Genomic DNA, 17,290 nt, shown 5'->3' on the forward strand with positions numbered 1-17,290 from the left:
ATTGTGTCCTGCATTGGCAACTCAGGGACAGGCGCCGGCCGTCCGATCTGAGCGCACGTGCGCGGGCACCGTCGGTAGTTGGCGCCCCCGCTGGATCGCCGGGCACTTGAAACGCCATGCCCAACAGCGCCGTTCGAGTTACTCGGTCAACTCCACCGTTTCCTGTGAGCCCGCAAACGGCTACGTGAATCACATGTTCCCGCCTCCACTCACTCGGGCGGTTCGACCTCCAACTTCAGGGGACATCCATGACTGCGGGCGGTTAGGGGTTTACAACGGTCATCCACATGGGGTCACTACGGCGTTGCATTGCATCCACAGCTTTGACCGCGTCACCGAGCGCGAACCGCTGGGTGATGAGCTCATCAGCGATGAGCGCACCGGTACCGAGGAGTTTCAGTACTTCACTCGCATCCGTGCGCGTGCATGAGCGAGTACCGACGAACCGCCAGCAATTGGACATGATGGCGATCGCAGGCAGAGGCACCGAAGCGGTGTTACCACCCATGTGCACCAATGTCGCACCGGTTGCCAAGGCCGCCATGGCCTGGCCCGTCACCGGGCCGTCCGGGATGAAGTCAATCACCGCATCCGCTCCGTTGGGGACGAGTTCACGCAGGCGTCGAGTCAATCCTCCAGAAGATTGCCAGTCGTCGGCGAGATCGTCGAGGGCGACCAACTCGGTTGCCACAGGGCCGGCAAGGGCGCCGACGGCGTGCAGGCGTTCCGCTGTGCGGCTCACGAGGATGAGCCGGGAGACCCCGAAGTGCTCAGCGAGCTTCACCGTGGAGGTCCCCATGGTGCCCGTTGCCGCGGTTACCACGATGGTCGACCCGACCGGTAGGTCTGCGCATTTCAGCGCGCGAACCGCGTTCGCGAGATCATGAACCTTCGCGGCAACGTCGAAGCCAACGCTGTCGGGAAGCTGGTCGATGAGCCAGTACGGGACGCGAATGTATTCGGCCAGGCCCCCGTCATGGTATTCGTCGTAGAGTGGCATCGGGCCTTCCCCAAACGCCGCGAATCCGATCATCGCCTGCTGTGGGCACATCATGTCGCGGTCCGTGCGACAGTACGTACAATCGCGACAGTTGAGATTCGGGTGCACACGGACCCGATCTCCTACTGCGATCCGGTCAACCTCCGCACCAATCGCCGTGACTATTCCTGCGGCCTCGTGTCCGAGAGTGGTCGGAAGGTGTTTGAAGAGCCCGTTCTTCAAAAGGCGCATCAGTCCCGGCGCTAACCCCGCGGCGGCAACCTTGACTACAACGTCGCGCGGACCTGGCTCGGGAATCGGGATCTGTTCCAGAACAATAGAATCTGCTCCGCGGTGGGCACGGGCAGCAAGCATTGTGGTCATAGGGCTACCTTCGAGTGCGCGGCTTTGAGCCGCTCGGGTGAATACGGGTCCGCAGTCCGAGACGTTTCGGCGACCTGGGGCAGTTCCCGGTGAGACAGTAGCCTGACGTGCTCACTCGGATCGACGCTGACGCTTGCGTGGGCGATGCCTAGAGGAATTCTGACGAAATCGCCGGGATGTAGATCGACGATGCCGCGTTGCGTCAGTAGCGTGCGCCGGCCCCGTATTTGATACTGGATCTCATCCCCATCGAGGGTGCGGCGGTAGCGGCGCTCGCCACTCCCGTCTGCGACCGTAACTCCGAGTCGAAACTGCGGTGCCGCGTAGAGCCAGCTGGTGGCGGGTTCTGCGTCGGCGCGCAATACGTGCATTCGATCCGGCGTGGTGTAGACGTGATCGAGAATCTGACGCTCATCGACGGGAAAAACAACGATGTCGTGACCGGCGGCACCCATGCACTGGGTGATGGCTTCGTTAACGTTGCCAGCCTCCCAACCAGGAAAGGGCGGAGAAACGGGTTGTGACCTACTTACACTCGGGATGAGCTCCTTCACCGGCGCCGGTATATAGAACAGCAGGTGGCTTTCGCAGCGCCCATAATTGTCGTGAGCGACCCCTCGTGGGATACGGGAGAAGTCACCGGGCCGGTGTTCGATGACGCCGAGCTCCGTCATCAGCGTACGTTCACCATCGATCTGGTACGAGATCTCGTCAACATCGCAATTGCGGTGGTAGAACGGTTGACGGTTGTCCATAGTCTGCCACTCGATGCGAATCTGGTCGTTCTCATAGATGCCGCGGGGCGGAGCGAAGGGTTGGGCACGGTACTGCTGTGGATAGTGCACCACCGTCAGCAGTGGATGGTCCCGCCATAGCTTGATAGGGGTCTTGCCAGGGTGTGGCGCCGCGAGGAGGAGATGTTCGTCGCGTTCGACGCTGCGCAGCGGTTGTTCGGATGCCATCACCATGACGTCCTCGACGACGTTCATGGAGACCTCCTTGATTCGTGTGACGGCCTCGCGAGGCAGATGCAACGGTCAGCTTGTGGGAAGTGCGTGATAGTAGCGAGCCGCGCCGGGATGCAGCGGTATCGGGGCGCGGCCTATCGCGGACGGGTCCAATGGGTAGGTGATCGGGCTACCTTCCGGCGGCAAGTGGCGGTACTGCTCCTCGATTATGTGACGGGTCTCGCCGAGGATCCAGGCCACTGCGTACGCAACATCGTCTGCCAAGTCCGTCGTGGTGAGCATGAGAAAGTCTGAGAAGTCCAACGTGCGAAACGAACTTTGTCCGGGGAAGTAGCCGTCGCCAACCGTCGCAGCCGGCCAGCCGAAGTTCGTTTCGAGGGCGGACAGCACGTCCGGCTCCACCTCTAAGAAATTGAAGTCGGCACCGAACTGCTGCCACTGCGGCAGCATTACCGCCTCCTGTACGATCGCGTTTGCTTCGCCCGATAACACGTGCGCGAAGGCGTCCTGAGGCCTCTCGTCCTCGAGAAATTCTCCGCCCCAGCCGGGAATGTCTACGCCCGCTTCCCGGAGGAGAGCGCGGGCGGCCAGACCGACATGATTCACGTTGTCATCGAGAGCGGTTGCAGCCTTCAGCCGTGGAGACTGTTCACGCAGTTCCGCGAAAGTCGTGACACCCACGGAGCGGTGAATTGCCACGACCAGGCGATCGCGCTGCGGAACAACGCCCAGCGCCCTCAGCTGAGGGAAGTATTCGTCTCGATAGATTCCACGTCCGTCGAGCGCTGCTGAGGCGAATGCAGCGGGGGTGGTCATTGCAATGTCGACCTCGCCGCGACCTACCGCGCGTACCCCGTCGGCGAATCCTCGACCGTTCCAGATCGCAACTCGCGTTCCGTGGCCGCTCCGGTCGGTGAGCTCCTGGGAAATCCAGCCGCAGACCCGGTGCAGATTGGCCGCTCCCCAGTCGCCCTGCATATGCAAGGTCAGGGACCGCTGGATCTTCGGTTCCTCTGGTCGGTAGGTGATCAAAGTATCTCGTCTCCTTACTGCCACGTTTGGGTTTTCGGCTCTGCACGAACGAGGTTATTGACAGCACCCACGCCGTCGATCTCCACACTGATCTTGTCACCGTCGTTGAGGAAGACCTGCGGGTCGCGCCGGTAACCGACTCCTCCGGGTGTACCCGTGAAAATTAAATCGCCGGGTTTCAGCACGGTGAACGCCGAGATAGTGGCGATGAGCTTCGGGATCGAGAAGATCAGCATGGACAGGTCCGACTCCTGTACCGTCTCACCGTTAAGGGTTGTCCTGATACCGGCATTGTTTAGGTCGATCTCGTCCGGGGTGACGACATAAGGGCCGACTGGAGTGCTGGCATCCCAGGCTTTCCCCTGCATCCACTGGTGGGTCTTGTACTGGAAATCTCGCATGGTGGTGTCGTTGGCAACGGTGTACCCAAGAACATGGTCGAGGGCGTCGGATTCGACAATTCGGCGGCCTTGACGGCCGATCACCACAACCAACTCCCCCTCATAGTCGACCTGGGAAGATTCCGGCGGCAGCATGATGTCGTCGTGGGGACCGATGAGATTCGAGGCAAACTTCGGGAAGAGCACGGGGTAGGTCGGGAGGTCGCGCTTGGTCTCTTTGACATGCGCGCGGTAGTTGAGTCCGACGCAGAATATCTTTGAGGGGTTTGGTACTACGGGGAGTAACTGCGCCTCCTCGACGGGGATCTGATCGCGATCGTTGCGGGTGGCGTCGCCCAGCAGCGTCAGGGGGGTGCCGAGGCCGATTTCGGTGATTCCTTCTAGCGGAACCAGTGCAGCACCACGCACTTCGCCGACCCGGCGGACCCCGTTGTGCTCGAAGGTAGTGTAAGCCATGATGATTAATTCCCTTCACTGGTTCTGCGCCACGAAGCCAGCTGACCGCCCCACAGGTTCACGGTATTGGGTATGGGCCTCCACCGCCTTGGCACGTAAGTGACGCGGTCGTCGTGGAACTTCTCCATTTCGGCCGAGAGCTCGATGTGATTTCCGTCAATGTCATCGAAGAAGACAAAGAGATTATTGCCGGGACCATGCCTTCCCGGCCCCCAGGTGACATTGACATCCTCATCGGTGAGTCGGTCACACCAGGCCTTGAAATCTGCCCAGTCCGCAAGATCAAAGGAGAAGTGGTCGATGTCCCCACCCTGCCCGACATCGACCACCGCCAAGGTGTGATGGTCTCGGTCACTGCGCAACCACGCGAATCGTCCGTCGTCGAGCTGGTCGGAGATGCGGAAGCCGATCACATTGACGAAAAAGTCTGTAAGGGACTCGACGTTGTCGGTGGCTAGGGTGATGTGTTGGTACTTAATCGGCCTGCGACTCGTGTCCGCGGTGGACTCGCCGTGTCGCTGTACGGGGCTGTGAAAATGCACTGGGGTGCCGTGGGGGTCAGAGACGACAACGCCGACCCCTGTTCCGACCGCGGCGTCGATGTACTCGGCATCGAGGGAATTGATGTTGTGACCCGAATCTGCCAATCGCTTCGCAATGCCATCAATACCGTCGACATCGCGTACCTCGAATCCATAGTGTCGAAGACCTTTTTCCCCTTCGATCAGTTCGATGACGTGATGGCCGCCTCCCCACCCCAGCCGCAACCTGCCATCGGGCGACTCCTCGTGCACGACCAATCCGAGCACCCGCTCGTAGAAATACGCGGTGCGGAACGGATCTGGGACCGAGAATCCGATGTGGGAGACCGCGGTTCGGGTCAGTGTTCCGGCCGCATCGCCTTCCTGCAGCACCACACGCTGTGCCTTAGCCATTACTTAAAGTCCTCTCTCGTGGCGAGTTTATCTCGCCAGATACGGGTGTCCATGACAGAACGTGCGATGCGATGTCGGTGGTTTCGTTCGGGTACCATACCGCCGCGATCACACGGTCTGGACGGACCAGGACGAACCGCCCAGTGTAGGTCGCGAATTCGCGGACCAGGCTGCCGTCGACGTCGATGAGAACGCGACGTCCGGAGCGGGGCATCTGCTCCTGAACGGCGACCTGTACTTCACACGCGTCCACACTGTGCACGATCTGTCTGGTTGCCAACCAGTCAGTTTCGGCGGTCTCAACACCGAGTAGCACCCATCCATTGCCAATAGCGTTATCGAGTAGTTGTATTCGGTGGGTGTACGTGTCGAATACCAGGGGTTGCCCAATCTGCGCACCAACAGATCCAAGGGAGTCCGCGGCGATGATCATGCCCGCGCTATATCGCTGAGTCGGCCGGTAGCGCATCTCCTCCAGGTAGGCGCGGCCCTGCTCTGTCGAGAGCGCCTGCTTGACGGCGGTGTCGCGACGTTTCGCGATCCGCGAGGAGGTGGTCATCACTACCCGTCCCAGCCGCTCCGACAGTCGTACAGTTTCGAGTGCGTGCGGATACCTCTCGCTTTGATAGGTTGCCAGGATGGCGGGATCCAGCTTTCCGGCAAGCACGTCGGCCACCTTCCAAGTCAGGTTTGCTGCGTCCCGAATTCCGGAGTTCAGCCCCTGCCCGGCGAAGGGCGGCATCATATGTGCAGCGTCGCCCAAAAGGAATGAGCGTCCGATCATCCACTTGTCAGCGATAACCGCATTGAAGCGATAGTTGACTGCGCGCTCGACCTGGTCGCGGGTAATTCGGCGGTACTTTGAGACCAACCCTTCGATCAGTTCGAATGAGGGCTCCTTGTCAGGGGTTCCTTCACCGTCGAACAGTCGAAACTCGTACCTACAGCGCCCGTCGAGCCCCGGCACGATTACATGAGGGCGATGCGGGTCGCCGTGGTGCATCGCGAATCGTTCGGTGTGTGGATCGTCGAGGGTATCGACAACTAGCCACACGTCGTTGTAGCTGCGCCCCGTCATTTCGATTCCTTGCAGGAGCCGCGTCGCCGAGCGTCCACCATCGCAACCGAGTACATAGGCAGCACCGAGCGTCAATTCCCCCGTCTCGGTGGCTGCTCGTACTGCCACCCCGTCGGTGTGCTGTTCGAACCCGGTGACGCGAGCTCCGAAGACAAGTTCTACGTTCGGCGACGCAGTGAGCTCATTCGCCAAGACGCGTTCAAGATCGGGCTGCGCGAATGGGTTCTTGAATGGGTATCCGAGCCGGAAAGGCCTTGGCCCACGCGCATCGAAAAGCGCTGCACCATCGCTGCTGTAGTAGCGAGTGCCGGTACCAGGAACCACCACCTGCAACACGCGGTCAACTATGCCGGCCTGCTGAAATATGCGCAGTGCCTCGTCGTCGATGCTGATCGCCTTTGGCTCATCGCTCGTGGCATGGTGTTGCTCGAGAACGACCACTCGGACACCGCGCGCGGCGAGTAGTGCAGCCGCCGTCAGGCCCACTGGCCCCGCGCCACAGACAACTACGTCAACGTCGCGGTTCGGCGCGGTCAGCGCCATTGCGTCACCCACTTTCACCTGTACTAGTTGAATCACCTTAGAATCACGGTCCCGTTTTATGGAAGACCCGTCCTGCAAAGCAGGACAGATCAACGGGTAGTGGACTAGAGTGCCCACCATGGTCGAACGTGTCGAGACCGGCGGTGGCTACCGCGAACGCAACTCCACAGCTGATCGAGCACTGGGCATCCTTATGCTGTTCGACGCTGACAAACCAGTGTGGGGAAGCAATGAGATCGCAGCCCGTTTAGGGGTGTCTCGCTCGACCAGCTACCGGTATCTGCAAAGCCTGATCAGTACCGGTTTCATTGAGGAAGCGCCCGGAGGCTTCCGGCTGGGACCGAAGATTTTCGAGCTGGCGCGGATGGCGCGGATAGGTCTTGGGCTTTCGGAGATCGCTCTGCCCATCATGCGGAAGTTGGCCGCGCAAGCCAATGAAGCGGTTTTACTTACCCGTCGATCAGGACGTTCGGTTGTCTGTCTGGACCTCGTCGAAGCACACCACATTGTGCGCCTGTCCTATGAGCGGGGCCACGTACTTCCGATCAATGCCGGCGCCTCCGCAGAAGTTCTCCTAGCATGGGCGGATCCCGCTGAGGTCTCCGCAGTTCTGGCGCAGGCGCCGCTGGAACGATTCACCGCGAGGACACTCACTGATCCTCAAGCGCTCATCACGCGGCTCGCCTACATTCGCAAGCGAGGTATAGCGCTGTCGCAGGGCGAACTCGACGAGCACATTCTCGGCATCGCTGCACCAATACGCGACGCAACGGGTTCAGTCTGCGCCGCTATCAGCATCGCGGCGCTTGCCCGGCGTATGCCGCGCAGTGAACTGACGAGTGCAGAGGTCGCGGTCCGCACCGCCGCGGCCTCAATATCGCGGCAACTCGAGATTCGCGACGCGTGACGGAGCGTCCCGTCCTCATGTTCAGGCGAAAGCGGCTGGAGCGCGGTGCGAAGTTCATCGAGTCGAGCTGGCGCGAAGATGAATCTCGCTGCGTACTGTCACCGGCGCGACAACAGGATTCCCATCGATTCTGTCCATTAGCATGCGCACAGCAGCCTCGGCAAGCTCCCGCGGACGTGGATCAACGGCCGTGACGGGGGGATAGCTGAGCCGCGCCGTACTACCGTCCACTCCGCCGACGATCAGGACATCTTCGGGAACCCGAAGCCGCCGTTCGTGGCACGCTTGCAGCGCACCGGTGGAGTACCTTTCCGCGGAAGCAAATATCGCGTCCGGTGGTGAAGAACCGTCCAGAAGCTCGCCCGCGGCACGGTACGCCTCAGAACCTAACGCTTGGAGGGGAACCGGCGCGACTATAGCTTCCTGGTCATTACGGTCACACCATGTTTCGTATGCACGTCGGGTCTCGATGGCCCACGACCAAGTTGAGTCGGCCCATAACAGTGCAACTTTCGTAGCTCCGACGCCCTTGAGGTGGTCCAGCAGCGCGGTAGTGCTGTTAATCGTATCCGCGGTCACGAAATACGGGCGGTCCAACCGTCCGGTGTCGGGCTCAATTGTCACTACCGGAATCCCCATAGATTCGAGGATGTCGATGCGTTGATCCATTTTCGACGGGTCGCAGATCAGCACTCCGTCCGGGTTGATCACCGCCCACTGATCCGACGTTCCGAGAGGTGGAGGAAGTACGAGCGAATTTCCACGAGCGAACGCTTCGCTAGCCGAGGCAGATGCAATTGCGAGGTAATAGTCCAGGCCGATGAGTTCCGACTCCTCGGATGAGCCGCTCGTTCGTGGAAGCGCCAGCGCTATGGACCTAGGCGCCCCGCCGCGCATGGCTTGCGCGGCACGATGAGGCCGGTATCCCAGATCGGAGGCTATGGCACGGACTCGTTGACGGGTTTGTGCGTTGACTTCGCCCTTGTCGTTGAGGGCGTGGGAAACAGTCGAGATAGACACTCCCGCTGATGCAGCGACATCTTTGATGGTTACGCGCCTGGCTCGTCGAGATTCCACCGCCTCACCGTAATCCATCGGGTAACTGCGTCTGCCTCTTCCCAACCTAAAACGTTTTCGGTAGTGTCCTGGAGCGTGAACCCAACTTCCCTTCCCGATGGCGCGATCGTCAATGCCAACGTTCGAACGATGGACCCCGATCGTCCGACGGCCGAAGCGGTCGCGTGGCGCCAGGGGCGCATCGTGGCGGTCGGCACTGCAACGGATGTCCTCAGCCACGACATTGATGGTGAGATTCTCGACGCAGAGGGCGGGACGGTCACTCCGGGTTTGATCGATTCCCACACACACCCCACCTGGGGAGCAGAGCTTTCGCGAGGAGCCGATCTACAAGGAGTTCACAGCTTCGATCAGGTGCTGGAGGTGCTTCGACGCCAGGCCGATGTTGTTCGAACCCGTGGCGAACAGTGGGTTTTTGCCTGGAACCTAGACTATGCAGCGCTCGGGGACCGTCAAATTCGGGGCGAAGACCTGGCCGATTCGGTCTACGGGATGCCAGCGGTCGTCATGTTTCACGATGTACACACTGCCGTGGCGACGCCGGCGGCACTAGCACACGCGCGGATCAACGGCAGCGAGCAGTTCGTTGACAACTCCGCAGTTGTATGTGACGCGGCCGGCCGCCCAACCGGAGAATTGCGAGAGGCTAGCGCTTATAACCTCTTGTACGACGCCGCTCCCCCATTAACCCGAAATGACCATATCGCGCACGTCGATCGGGTCCTCAAGGAGTTTGCTTCTACAGGCATCACCGGCGGTGTCATTATGGATGGCACGCTCGCAACACTTGAGCTTCTGAACGAAATGGAGGCTGTCGGAACTCTGCCGGTTCGGCTTGATGTGGCTCTCTGGCATGCCCCTGACCGTGACGATGCAGGGGTTTCCTCGCTCATCGAGCAATTGGCCGCCGGCGGCCGTCGATGGAAAACAGGGTTAATCAAGCTATTTCTCGATGGAGTTATCGAAACAGGAACAGCATGGCTGTACGAGCCCGACACATGTGGTGATAGCGACCGATCCTATTGGCCTGACAGACAGCGCTTTGCCGAAGTCGTCGAAAGGTACGCGTCCGCAGGATTTCAGATTGCAACCCATGCTATAGGCGACCGAGCCGTCGGCGAAGTGCTGGACGTGTACGAATCCGTTGGTGTTTTGGCAAAGAACGGCGCACCGCATCGGATCGAACACATCGAAACTCTGACTGACGGAGATCTATCGCGATTTCAACAACTGGGAATCATCGCCTCCATGCAGCCGTTACAAATGCAGTGGCGCCATGAGGACTTGTCAGACCGTTGGTCTGCCCGTTTGGGGCCGACGCGAGCCTCCCGCGCGTATCGAACACGCGATCTGATCGACTCGGGCGTGCCGCTGGCGCTCGGCTCCGATTGGCCCGTAGTTCCTTTCGATCCGAGAATCGGCATGGCATGGGCCCGTCTGAGGAGACGTCCGGGGGACCTGAGCGCGCAACCGTTTGAACCCGCACAAGCCATCGACGCCCACGAAGCCCTACACGGCTACACAGCGGGCGCTGCACAAGCACTGGGGGATCACTCCCGCGGGATCATCTCCGAAGGCCGAAGAGCGGACTTAACCTGTTTCAGAGGCGATCCGATCACTGCGTCGGCGGACGAACTAGTTGAACTGCCCATCCTGGCGACCTACCTCGATGGAGAGTGCTCATATCGAGAGGAAGCGCGATGATAAATTCGCAGGACGACCACGACACAGGGCTTCGAAAAGACGCATTGGGGATGTGGGATCTTGTGTTCTTCGTCGTCGCCGCCGCCGCGCCGTTGGCAATCATGTCGGGCGTTGCGCCCCTGGCGATCCAGTTCGGAGGGATCGGCGCTCCAGGCGGGTATCTACTCGGCGGCGTGGTAATGCTCGTATTCGCCATCGGCTTCACCGCGATGACCAAGCACGTCCCCAACCCTGGGGCGTTCTACGCCTACATCTCAGAGGGCGTAGGTCGGAATGCGGGGGTCGGTGCGGCGTTCGTCGCGCTCGCTTCCTACATTCCCATCGCAGTCGGTTTCGTACCTGCAGTGGGAGTATTCGCACACGAAGCCGCGAAATCAGTTTTTGGAATCGATCTTTCGTGGGGATTCTGGGCCGCGATCGCAGCCATCGTGGTAGCAGTACTCGGCTATCTGAACGTCACGGTCAGCGCGAAGGTGCTCGGAACCATCCTAATTTTGGAGGTGCTGATCCTTCTCGTATTCGCAGCGCCCGTAATCGTGCAGGGCGGTGCAGACGGATTGAGCCTAGCAGGGTTCACACCTGGCGCGGTTTTCGCGCCTGGGGTGGGTGGGTTGCTAGTTCTTTCATTCGGTGCGTTCCTTGGTTTCGAGTCGACTGCTCTTTATCGGGGCGAAACCCGAGACGGCCAACGTGCTGTGCCGAGGGCGACATACATCGCCGTGGGATTTCTCGCCTTATTCTACTCCCTCATCGTTTGGGCAGTAATCATGGCGTTCGGCCCCTCAAAGGCGATAGACGTCGCCAATACGGACCCCGTCGAAATGTTCTTCATCGCAACCACCCAGTGGGTCGGTAAGCCCGCAAGTGAGGCCATGCATCTTCTCTTGGTTACGAGTGCACTCGCATCGGTACTCGCTGTGCACAACTCGTCGGCCCGATACCTCCAGACGCTCGCGCGTGATGGCGCTCTTCCGCGCGCCTTGGCGCGCATCAATCCGGCAACGAGATCCCCATCGAACGCGAGCCTATTCGTGACGTTTCTTACCGTGGTGCTTGTTGTGGGATTCGAGATCTTTGGCGCAGACCCATACCTACAAACTTTTCTCTGGCTTAATGGAATCGGTATTGTAGGAATCATCGGCTTGCAAGTGTTGTGCTCGATTTCGGTAGTAGTCTTCTTCGCTCGCGATCCCCGCGGTGTTGGCGTATTTCAACGCGCGGTCGCACCCTCACTCGCCACCCTGGCACTATCAGTCGCGCTCTATTTGATAGTTACAAACTTTTCGATCCTTACTGCAGCAGGAGCAGCGACCAACCTTATCCTCCTCCTAGTCATACCCCTTGCATTCGCAACAGGTGTCGTCGTGTCACTGGTGAAGTCGAGAAGAGACGCCAAGGTTGATTCGGCGACAGCCATATCTACAGCGGGTCACACAAGCTGAAGTCGCACGACGCCCGTCGTCGAGGCCCGCTCCGCCCTACGGCGTCGTTAGGGCTATGCGAATCGCAGCACGAAACCCCGGAAAGTCTGCGGGCCAGAGATGGTACAGGTTCGGTGGGCCGCAATGAAGAATGGGAACAAGCCATAGACGATGTCGGCGCTCTCGGCTAGGAGTATCGACTTAAAGCGCCTTGGCGTGCGAATCTCTCCGTCGACATCTCCGCGCTCTGCTATTGACACATCGGGGGCACCAATTCACCACGAGCGGCTCGGAGGAACTCTTAGCGCCAGTCATGAGCCAATACACGAGTACAGCGTTGGCGAACAGAATCACTGCGGTGACGAATGAAGCAACGTGCGCGCCGGCGATAACGCAACTCTCGCGGACTTTAGGAACATCGCCCCTGTCGTATCTGGCATGGATCTAGTGGGGCAACCGTGCCTCCGCAGACGTCGATCACCCACAGAAGTTGTGTACCGGTTGGTCCGAGGTCGGCACTGATCGCAGGGACCGCGAGGCCGAGGACCGTGGCGTCGACCGGTATCAAGAGCATAGCGAAGGCCAACACGGTCAGGCCGGCCCAATCGCGAGCGCTCGCCCGTTGCTCATTCGGCTGTAGAGATTCCCCCACGAGTTGATCGAAAGACTCAAAACCGAGCTGCACCGTCCAGCCGATTCAGTCGTTGGTCAGCGTGTCAACCGCCCGCCCAGCTGATCCAGGGTGCGACCCGCCCGAACGCAAGCAAGTCTTCCGGCGAAAGCGACTGGCTTGCGTGCTAGGAGGTACAGCTCACCAATGACTTTCAGCAGGATACCGGCCGATACGGATCTGTGAACGCGGTTGGCCGCCAAATGCGTCTCCGTGCGATAGAGGTGATCGTCGCGGAGTTTCCGCGGGCTGCGCCGGATGTCATCAGCGATACCCAGGAGCGCGCTTAGTACGGAGTTCATTCGTCGGAAGCCGCAGGCGTCGATCGCCCCCACCCTGTTTCACGTGTTATGTGTTCGATAAACGGCATCGCCCGATAGGGCAAGGGAGTCGTCAGGGCCAGGGTGGTTGTCGAATGGACCACTCCCCGCGTCGCAAGAATTTGCTGGATCAGGTCCTGTAACCCCGCCTGACTTGGTGCCGCGACTCGCACGAGTAGGTCCTCTCGCCCTGTGGTGGCGTGCACCTCAAGGACCTGAGGGTTCGCTGTCAAATGAGCAATAACGTCGCTGAGCATCGCCTGCTGAATCTCGAGGGCAAGGAAAGCCTGCACGGGTGCACCGACCTGCGCGAGATCGATCTCCACTCGATAGCCGGTTAAAATGCCGGCTTCCTCCAGCCTCCTCAGCCGGGACTGAACAGTATTACGTGAGACTCCCAACGTGACGGACAGATCGACTACACCTCTGCGCGCATCCTGCACAAGCATCCGGAGCAACGCAGTGTCTAGCCGGTCAATGCTGAGCAATCTTCCCACCTCATTCCATGACGCCGAACGCAAACTGAACGATCCGGTCAGTTGTTAGCCCGTCTCTTGACCCATCGGCGATCCTTGACCACTCTTGTATACACATCAAGAGCACATCGCCGCGAGCCCGCGGATTCCTGAACGGTGTTTATCCTTATGACTCAATTGACCGGCATTGCAGCGACAACCACCGACTTTGATCTCGGTAGCCGCTACCGTGTCTCGTCCGGTCCTGTGCTCATGACCGGCGTGCAGGCAATCGCTCGGATGTTAGTCGAGCAGCATGAACGCGATCACCGATCCGGAAATCGCGTGGCAACCTTCGTCTCTGGGTACCAAGGAAGCCCCCTGGCTGGACTCGACAGACTGTTGGCGAGCATCCCGGAACTGAGCACCGAGCACGAAGTGCATCTAGTTCCGGGGGTGAACGAAGAGTTAGCTGCGACCGCGGTGTGGGGCAGCCAGCTGGAATTACCCACGGGTCAGCGAACACACGATGGGGTCGTCGGTGTCTGGTATGGCAAGGGCCCAGGCTTGGACCGCGCCAGCGATGCGCTGCGACATGCAGCGATGTATGGCGCACATCCAGGAGGCGGCGTACTGGCGCTGGTCGGTGACGATCCCGCTGCTAAGTCGTCGTCCGTACCGGCTGCCAGTGAGCGGTCATTGGCCGCGTTGTCAATGCCAGTATTCTTCCCCCGGAACGCAGAAGAGATCGTCGAATACGGCCTTTATGCCATCGCCTTGTCTCGGGCATCCGGATGCTGGCCGGCGATGAAGCTCGTGGCGGACGTTGCAGACGGTCTATGGACCCTCGACCGCGATTTCACCAACTTTGACATTGCCATCCCGCAGATCGAATGGGAAGGGAAGACTTGGTCGTATCGGCAGCGGATTCTCGCTGCGCCGCCGGACAGTCTGTTGGCCGAGGCAGACCTCTACGGTCCGCGGTGGAAGATGGTTCAGGCATTCTCCGCAGTCAATGAGATTGATCGTCTTGAGGTCGATACGGCAGATGCCTGGCTCGGTATCGTCGCCGTTGGTACCGCCTACGATTCAGTCCGACAAGCGTTACAAGACCTTGGCCTGGGCGAGGAGGACTTAACTCGGAGCGGTATCCGGATACTTCGGGTCGGTATGCCATATCCTCTCAGCGCCGGGACAGTCCGGCGACTGTCTGACGGCGTAGAACGGGTCCTGGTCGTCGAGGAGAAGACCGCGTTTGTCGAGTCTCAAGTCAAGGAAATTCTCTACGGTCAGGAATCCGCTCCAGGAGTACTGGGAAAACGCGGCGACACCGGGGCCCCCCTCGTTCCCGCGGATGGCGAACTTACAGCTGCCCGTCTGATCGGCCCGTTACGCTACGTGCTTAAGGACCGGGTCGCCGTCGCAAGTCCGCTGCCCCAGCCATTGCAACTGACTGTTCTAGACACCAAACGAACTGCGTACTTCTGCTCCGGATGTCCACACAACCGCTCAACCGCGGTGCCCGACGGTTCTCTCGCGGGCGGCGGGATCGGTTGCCATTCGTTGGTCACGATGTCCTCGCGCACCGATTCCCAAGTTACCGGTCTGACCCAAATGGGTGGGGAGGGCGCTCAGTGGATAGGTCAGGCGATGTTCACCACGGTCGATCACATCTTCCAGAACGTCGGAGACGGCACCTACTTCCACTCTGGTCAGCTCGCGGTGCAAGCCAGCATTGCCGCAGGTGTGAACATCACCTATAAACTCCTCTACAACTCAGCGGTCGCGATGACCGGCGCCCAGGATGCCGAAGCTGCACTACCGATTCCAGAGCTCACCCATAAGCTCGCGGCCGAGGGCGTCACCAGGATCATCGTCTGCGCTGAAGACCCTGCACGTCACAAGGGTGCGTCTTTCGCCAAGATTGCCCAGGTGTGGGACCGTAGCCGCCTCGACGAAGCCCAACGACTCCTCCGGGACACGAAGGGCGTCACCGTGCTGATCTACGATCAGCAATGTGCTGCCGATGCACGACGCAAACGCAAACGCGGTTCCTTGCCGATGCGCAGAACTAGAGTCGTGATCAATGAAGCTGTCTGCGAGGGCTGTGGCGACTGCGGTATCAAGAGCAATTGCCTTTCAGTGCAGCCAGTCGATACCGAGTTTGGTCGTAAGACAAAGATTGATCAGACCAGTTGCAATACCGACTACACCTGCCTCGACGGTGAGTGCCCGTCATTCGTCACCGTCGAACTCCCTGAAACCGCCACCGTACCGCGCACACCGACGCCAACTCCACCGTCAGTTCCCGAACCGACAGCAAAGCAGACTCTCCATACTCATAACGTCTTCCTCGCGGGAATTGGCGGCACCGGCATTGTCACCGTCAACCAAGTTCTCGCAATGGCTGCCTTGCGAGCTGGCCTACATGTCGAAGGACTCGACCAGACTGGTCTAAGCCAAAAGGCTGGGCCAGTAACGTCCCACCTACGCATCAGTACGGAGTCAGGTGGTTCGTCCAATCGCATCAGTCCGGCAGCCGCTGACTGCATCCTGGCTTTCGACCTACTGACCGCAACAGATTCCAAGAACCTCACGTACGGTAATCCGCAGCGTACCATCACAATTGCCTCGACCAGCCAGACCCCGACCGGGGAAATGGTCTACGATGCATCGGTTGCCTACCCAGACAACGAAGTACTCATCGAACGCATCAACCGCGCATCCAAACATCTGGTCTCATTCGATGCGATTGAAGCGGCGAATATTCTGTTTGGCAACTCTGCCGCGGCGAACTTCCTTCTAGTTGGCGCCGCCTACCAGGCTGGAGGAATTCCCGTCCCGGCATCCTTCATCGAAGAGGCCATTGCCCTAAACGGCGTCGCGGTGAAAGCGAACCAGGCAGCGTTTCGCTGGGGTCGAGTTGCGACGCACGTACCCGAGGCCTTCGCGAAGGCGACAGCACCGATTTCTCGTGCTCACCGTAGTGACGATGCCGTACCAACGGACTTGATGCGCACTCTGTCTGTGACTGGCGAGACCCGTGAACTAATCGAACGACGGGCGGCGCAGCTCGTGTCCTATCAGAGCAAAGCACTCGCACGCCGATACCTAGACGTGGTCCAAATGGCGTGGGAGGCGGAACGCAAACTCGGTCCTCACGACGAGTTCACCACCGCGGTTGCGCGCGGACTGCACAAACTTATGGCATACAAGGACGAGTACGAGGTCGCCCGGATGCTTACAGATGCACAATTTGTTGCGGCGGTACAAGCGGAAGTGCCCGGTGCCGAGAACATGACATACAAGCTGCATCCTCCCACTCTGAAGGCCCTCGGTCGGAAGACAAAGATCGGCATTGGCCCTCGTGCACACATTTCACTCCGACTGCTTGCGAAGGGTAAGGGTTTGCGGAACACTCCGTTTGATCCTTTTGGATACTCCCATGTCCGGAGACTTGAGCGTCGCCTCGTCGCCCACTACGAGGCGATGGTGACCAACCTGGCCGGCAACCTCGACCTCAGCACCCACAGCAAAGCGGTAGCTGCTGCGGAGGCCGCCGAGATGGTCCGAGGATATGAGGACGTCAAACTTCGCAACGTCGAACTCTATGTATCTCAACTCAAGAATCTTGGCATAGACACCACGAGACTGTCTGGATGACGCGATCGCCAGGGCCAATGAGGCATCTTGGCCCTGGCCAACCAGCAAAGGGTGATATGTGAGTGACCGAACGTGCCCTGTTTTCCGGAAGACCGATTCCAACGTCCAGTCGCTGAGAGCAACGGGTTCGTCTGGCTCGATTCGAGCGCTGGCGTGCACCGCCCGATCCCCATGCATGCTGATGCACAAACCAACTCTTGTGAAGACTGCTGTCCACGTACAGGCGCTACTGGTTTTCAATGTCGAGTTCATCTCGGGACAGACGAGTTGACCTTCCCAGGACGATCATCATCTGCC

Annotated in this window: 12 protein-coding genes and 1 pseudogene; 4 read left to right on the forward strand and 9 right to left on the reverse strand. The window is 59.8% G+C overall.

The genetic code is table 11. From position 1 onward, the window contains the following. Positions 1-262 precede the first annotated feature (262 nt). Genes L1080_RS32765 through L1080_RS32790 form a run of 6 tightly spaced genes read right to left on the reverse strand, consistent with a single transcriptional unit; the run spans position 263 to position 6,812 of the window. Positions 263-1,363, reverse strand: a complete 1,101-nt coding sequence (locus tag L1080_RS32765) for an alcohol dehydrogenase catalytic domain-containing protein (protein ID WP_271208963.1) — start codon at positions 1,361-1,363, stop codon at positions 263-265. Further along, positions 1,360-2,352 carry a hypothetical protein gene (locus L1080_RS32770; protein ID WP_250776496.1) on the reverse strand — a complete coding sequence of 331 codons (993 nt, stop codon included), beginning with the start codon at positions 2,350-2,352 and terminating at the stop codon, positions 1,360-1,362. The genes L1080_RS32765 and L1080_RS32770 overlap by 4 nt, the downstream gene beginning before the upstream one ends. A 48-nt stretch (positions 2,353-2,400) precedes the next feature. After that, positions 2,401-3,363: a TAXI family TRAP transporter solute-binding subunit gene (locus L1080_RS32775; protein WP_250776497.1), complete on the reverse strand. Its 963-nt coding sequence runs from the start codon at positions 3,361-3,363 to the stop codon at positions 2,401-2,403. A gap of 14 nt (positions 3,364-3,377) precedes the next feature. Beyond that, complete coding sequence (locus L1080_RS32780; RefSeq protein ID WP_250776498.1) at positions 3,378-4,220, reverse strand: fumarylacetoacetate hydrolase family protein; 843 nt, start codon at positions 4,218-4,220, stop codon at positions 3,378-3,380. 5 nt (positions 4,221-4,225) lie between these two features. Next, on the reverse strand, positions 4,226-5,137 hold the full coding sequence (locus L1080_RS32785; protein ID WP_250776499.1) for a VOC family protein: 912 nt from the start codon (positions 5,135-5,137) through the stop codon (positions 4,226-4,228). A gap of 10 nt (positions 5,138-5,147) precedes the next feature. Next, the gene (locus L1080_RS32790; RefSeq protein WP_250776500.1) at positions 5,148-6,812 is read right to left on the reverse strand and encodes a bifunctional 3-(3-hydroxy-phenyl)propionate/3-hydroxycinnamic acid hydroxylase; all 1,665 of its coding nucleotides are present in this window, start codon (positions 6,810-6,812) and stop codon (positions 5,148-5,150) included. A gap of 82 nt (positions 6,813-6,894) precedes the next feature. On the opposite strand from L1080_RS32790, the gene L1080_RS32795 reads away from it, so the two are divergent. After that, positions 6,895-7,683: an IclR family transcriptional regulator gene (locus L1080_RS32795; RefSeq protein WP_250776501.1), complete on the forward strand. Its 789-nt coding sequence runs from the start codon at positions 6,895-6,897 to the stop codon at positions 7,681-7,683. A 54-nt stretch (positions 7,684-7,737) separates the two neighbouring features. Here L1080_RS32795 and L1080_RS32800 read toward each other — a convergent pair whose 3' ends face one another. Then, positions 7,738-8,778: a LacI family DNA-binding transcriptional regulator gene (locus L1080_RS32800; protein ID WP_250776502.1), complete on the reverse strand. Its 1,041-nt coding sequence runs from the start codon at positions 8,776-8,778 to the stop codon at positions 7,738-7,740. Between the two features lie 57 nt (positions 8,779-8,835). On the opposite strand from L1080_RS32800, the gene L1080_RS32805 reads away from it, so the two are divergent. Together L1080_RS32805 and L1080_RS32810 are read left to right on the forward strand one after the other, a co-directional pair. Next, the gene (locus tag L1080_RS32805) at positions 8,836-10,464 is read left to right on the forward strand and encodes an amidohydrolase (protein ID WP_250776503.1); all 1,629 of its coding nucleotides are present in this window, start codon (positions 8,836-8,838) and stop codon (positions 10,462-10,464) included. Beyond that, the gene (locus L1080_RS32810) at positions 10,461-11,906 is read left to right on the forward strand and encodes an APC family permease (RefSeq protein ID WP_250776504.1); all 1,446 of its coding nucleotides are present in this window, start codon (positions 10,461-10,463) and stop codon (positions 11,904-11,906) included. Before L1080_RS32805 ends, L1080_RS32810 begins: the two co-directional genes overlap by 4 nt. A gap of 424 nt (positions 11,907-12,330) precedes the next feature. On the opposite strand, the pseudogene L1080_RS32815 reads toward L1080_RS32810, so the two are convergent. Beyond that, positions 12,331-12,537 (reverse strand): annotated as a pseudogene (locus tag L1080_RS32815) (MFS transporter); the annotation flags it as partial. 316 nt (positions 12,538-12,853) lie between these two features. Then, positions 12,854-13,363, reverse strand: coding sequence for an Lrp/AsnC family transcriptional regulator (locus L1080_RS32820; RefSeq protein ID WP_250776505.1), 510 nt, complete (start codon positions 13,361-13,363; stop codon positions 12,854-12,856). Positions 13,364-13,519: 156 nt separating this feature from the next. Here L1080_RS32820 and L1080_RS32825 point away from each other — a divergent pair, with 156 nt between their 5' ends. After that, positions 13,520-16,993, forward strand: coding sequence for an indolepyruvate ferredoxin oxidoreductase family protein (locus L1080_RS32825; RefSeq protein ID WP_250776506.1), 3,474 nt, complete (start codon positions 13,520-13,522; stop codon positions 16,991-16,993). The last annotated feature ends 297 nt before the right edge of the window (positions 16,994-17,290 follow it).

Source organism: Rhodococcus sp. MSC1_016 (assembly GCF_023667485.2).
GTDB classification, from domain to species: Bacteria; Actinomycetota; Actinomycetes; order Mycobacteriales; family Mycobacteriaceae; genus Rhodococcus_F; species Rhodococcus_F oxybenzonivorans.

Coding starts and splice junctions, on each gene's coding strand:
- L1080_RS32800 (WP_250776502.1), bottom strand. CDS start 8,778: ATGGATTACGGTGAGGCGGTGGAATCTCGACGAGCCAGGCGCGTAACC.
- L1080_RS32825 (WP_250776506.1), top strand. CDS start 13,520: ATGACTCAATTGACCGGCATTGCAGCGACAACCACCGACTTTGATCTC.
- L1080_RS32780 (WP_250776498.1), bottom strand. CDS start 4,220: ATGGCTTACACTACCTTCGAGCACAACGGGGTCCGCCGGGTCGGCGAA.
- L1080_RS32765 (WP_271208963.1), bottom strand. CDS start 1,363: ATGACCACAATGCTTGCTGCCCGTGCCCACCGCGGAGCAGATTCTATT.
- L1080_RS32795 (WP_250776501.1), top strand. CDS start 6,895: ATGGTCGAACGTGTCGAGACCGGCGGTGGCTACCGCGAACGCAACTCC.
- L1080_RS32770 (WP_250776496.1), bottom strand. CDS start 2,352: ATGAACGTCGTCGAGGACGTCATGGTGATGGCATCCGAACAACCGCTG.
- L1080_RS32810 (WP_250776504.1), top strand. CDS start 10,461: ATGATAAATTCGCAGGACGACCACGACACAGGGCTTCGAAAAGACGCA.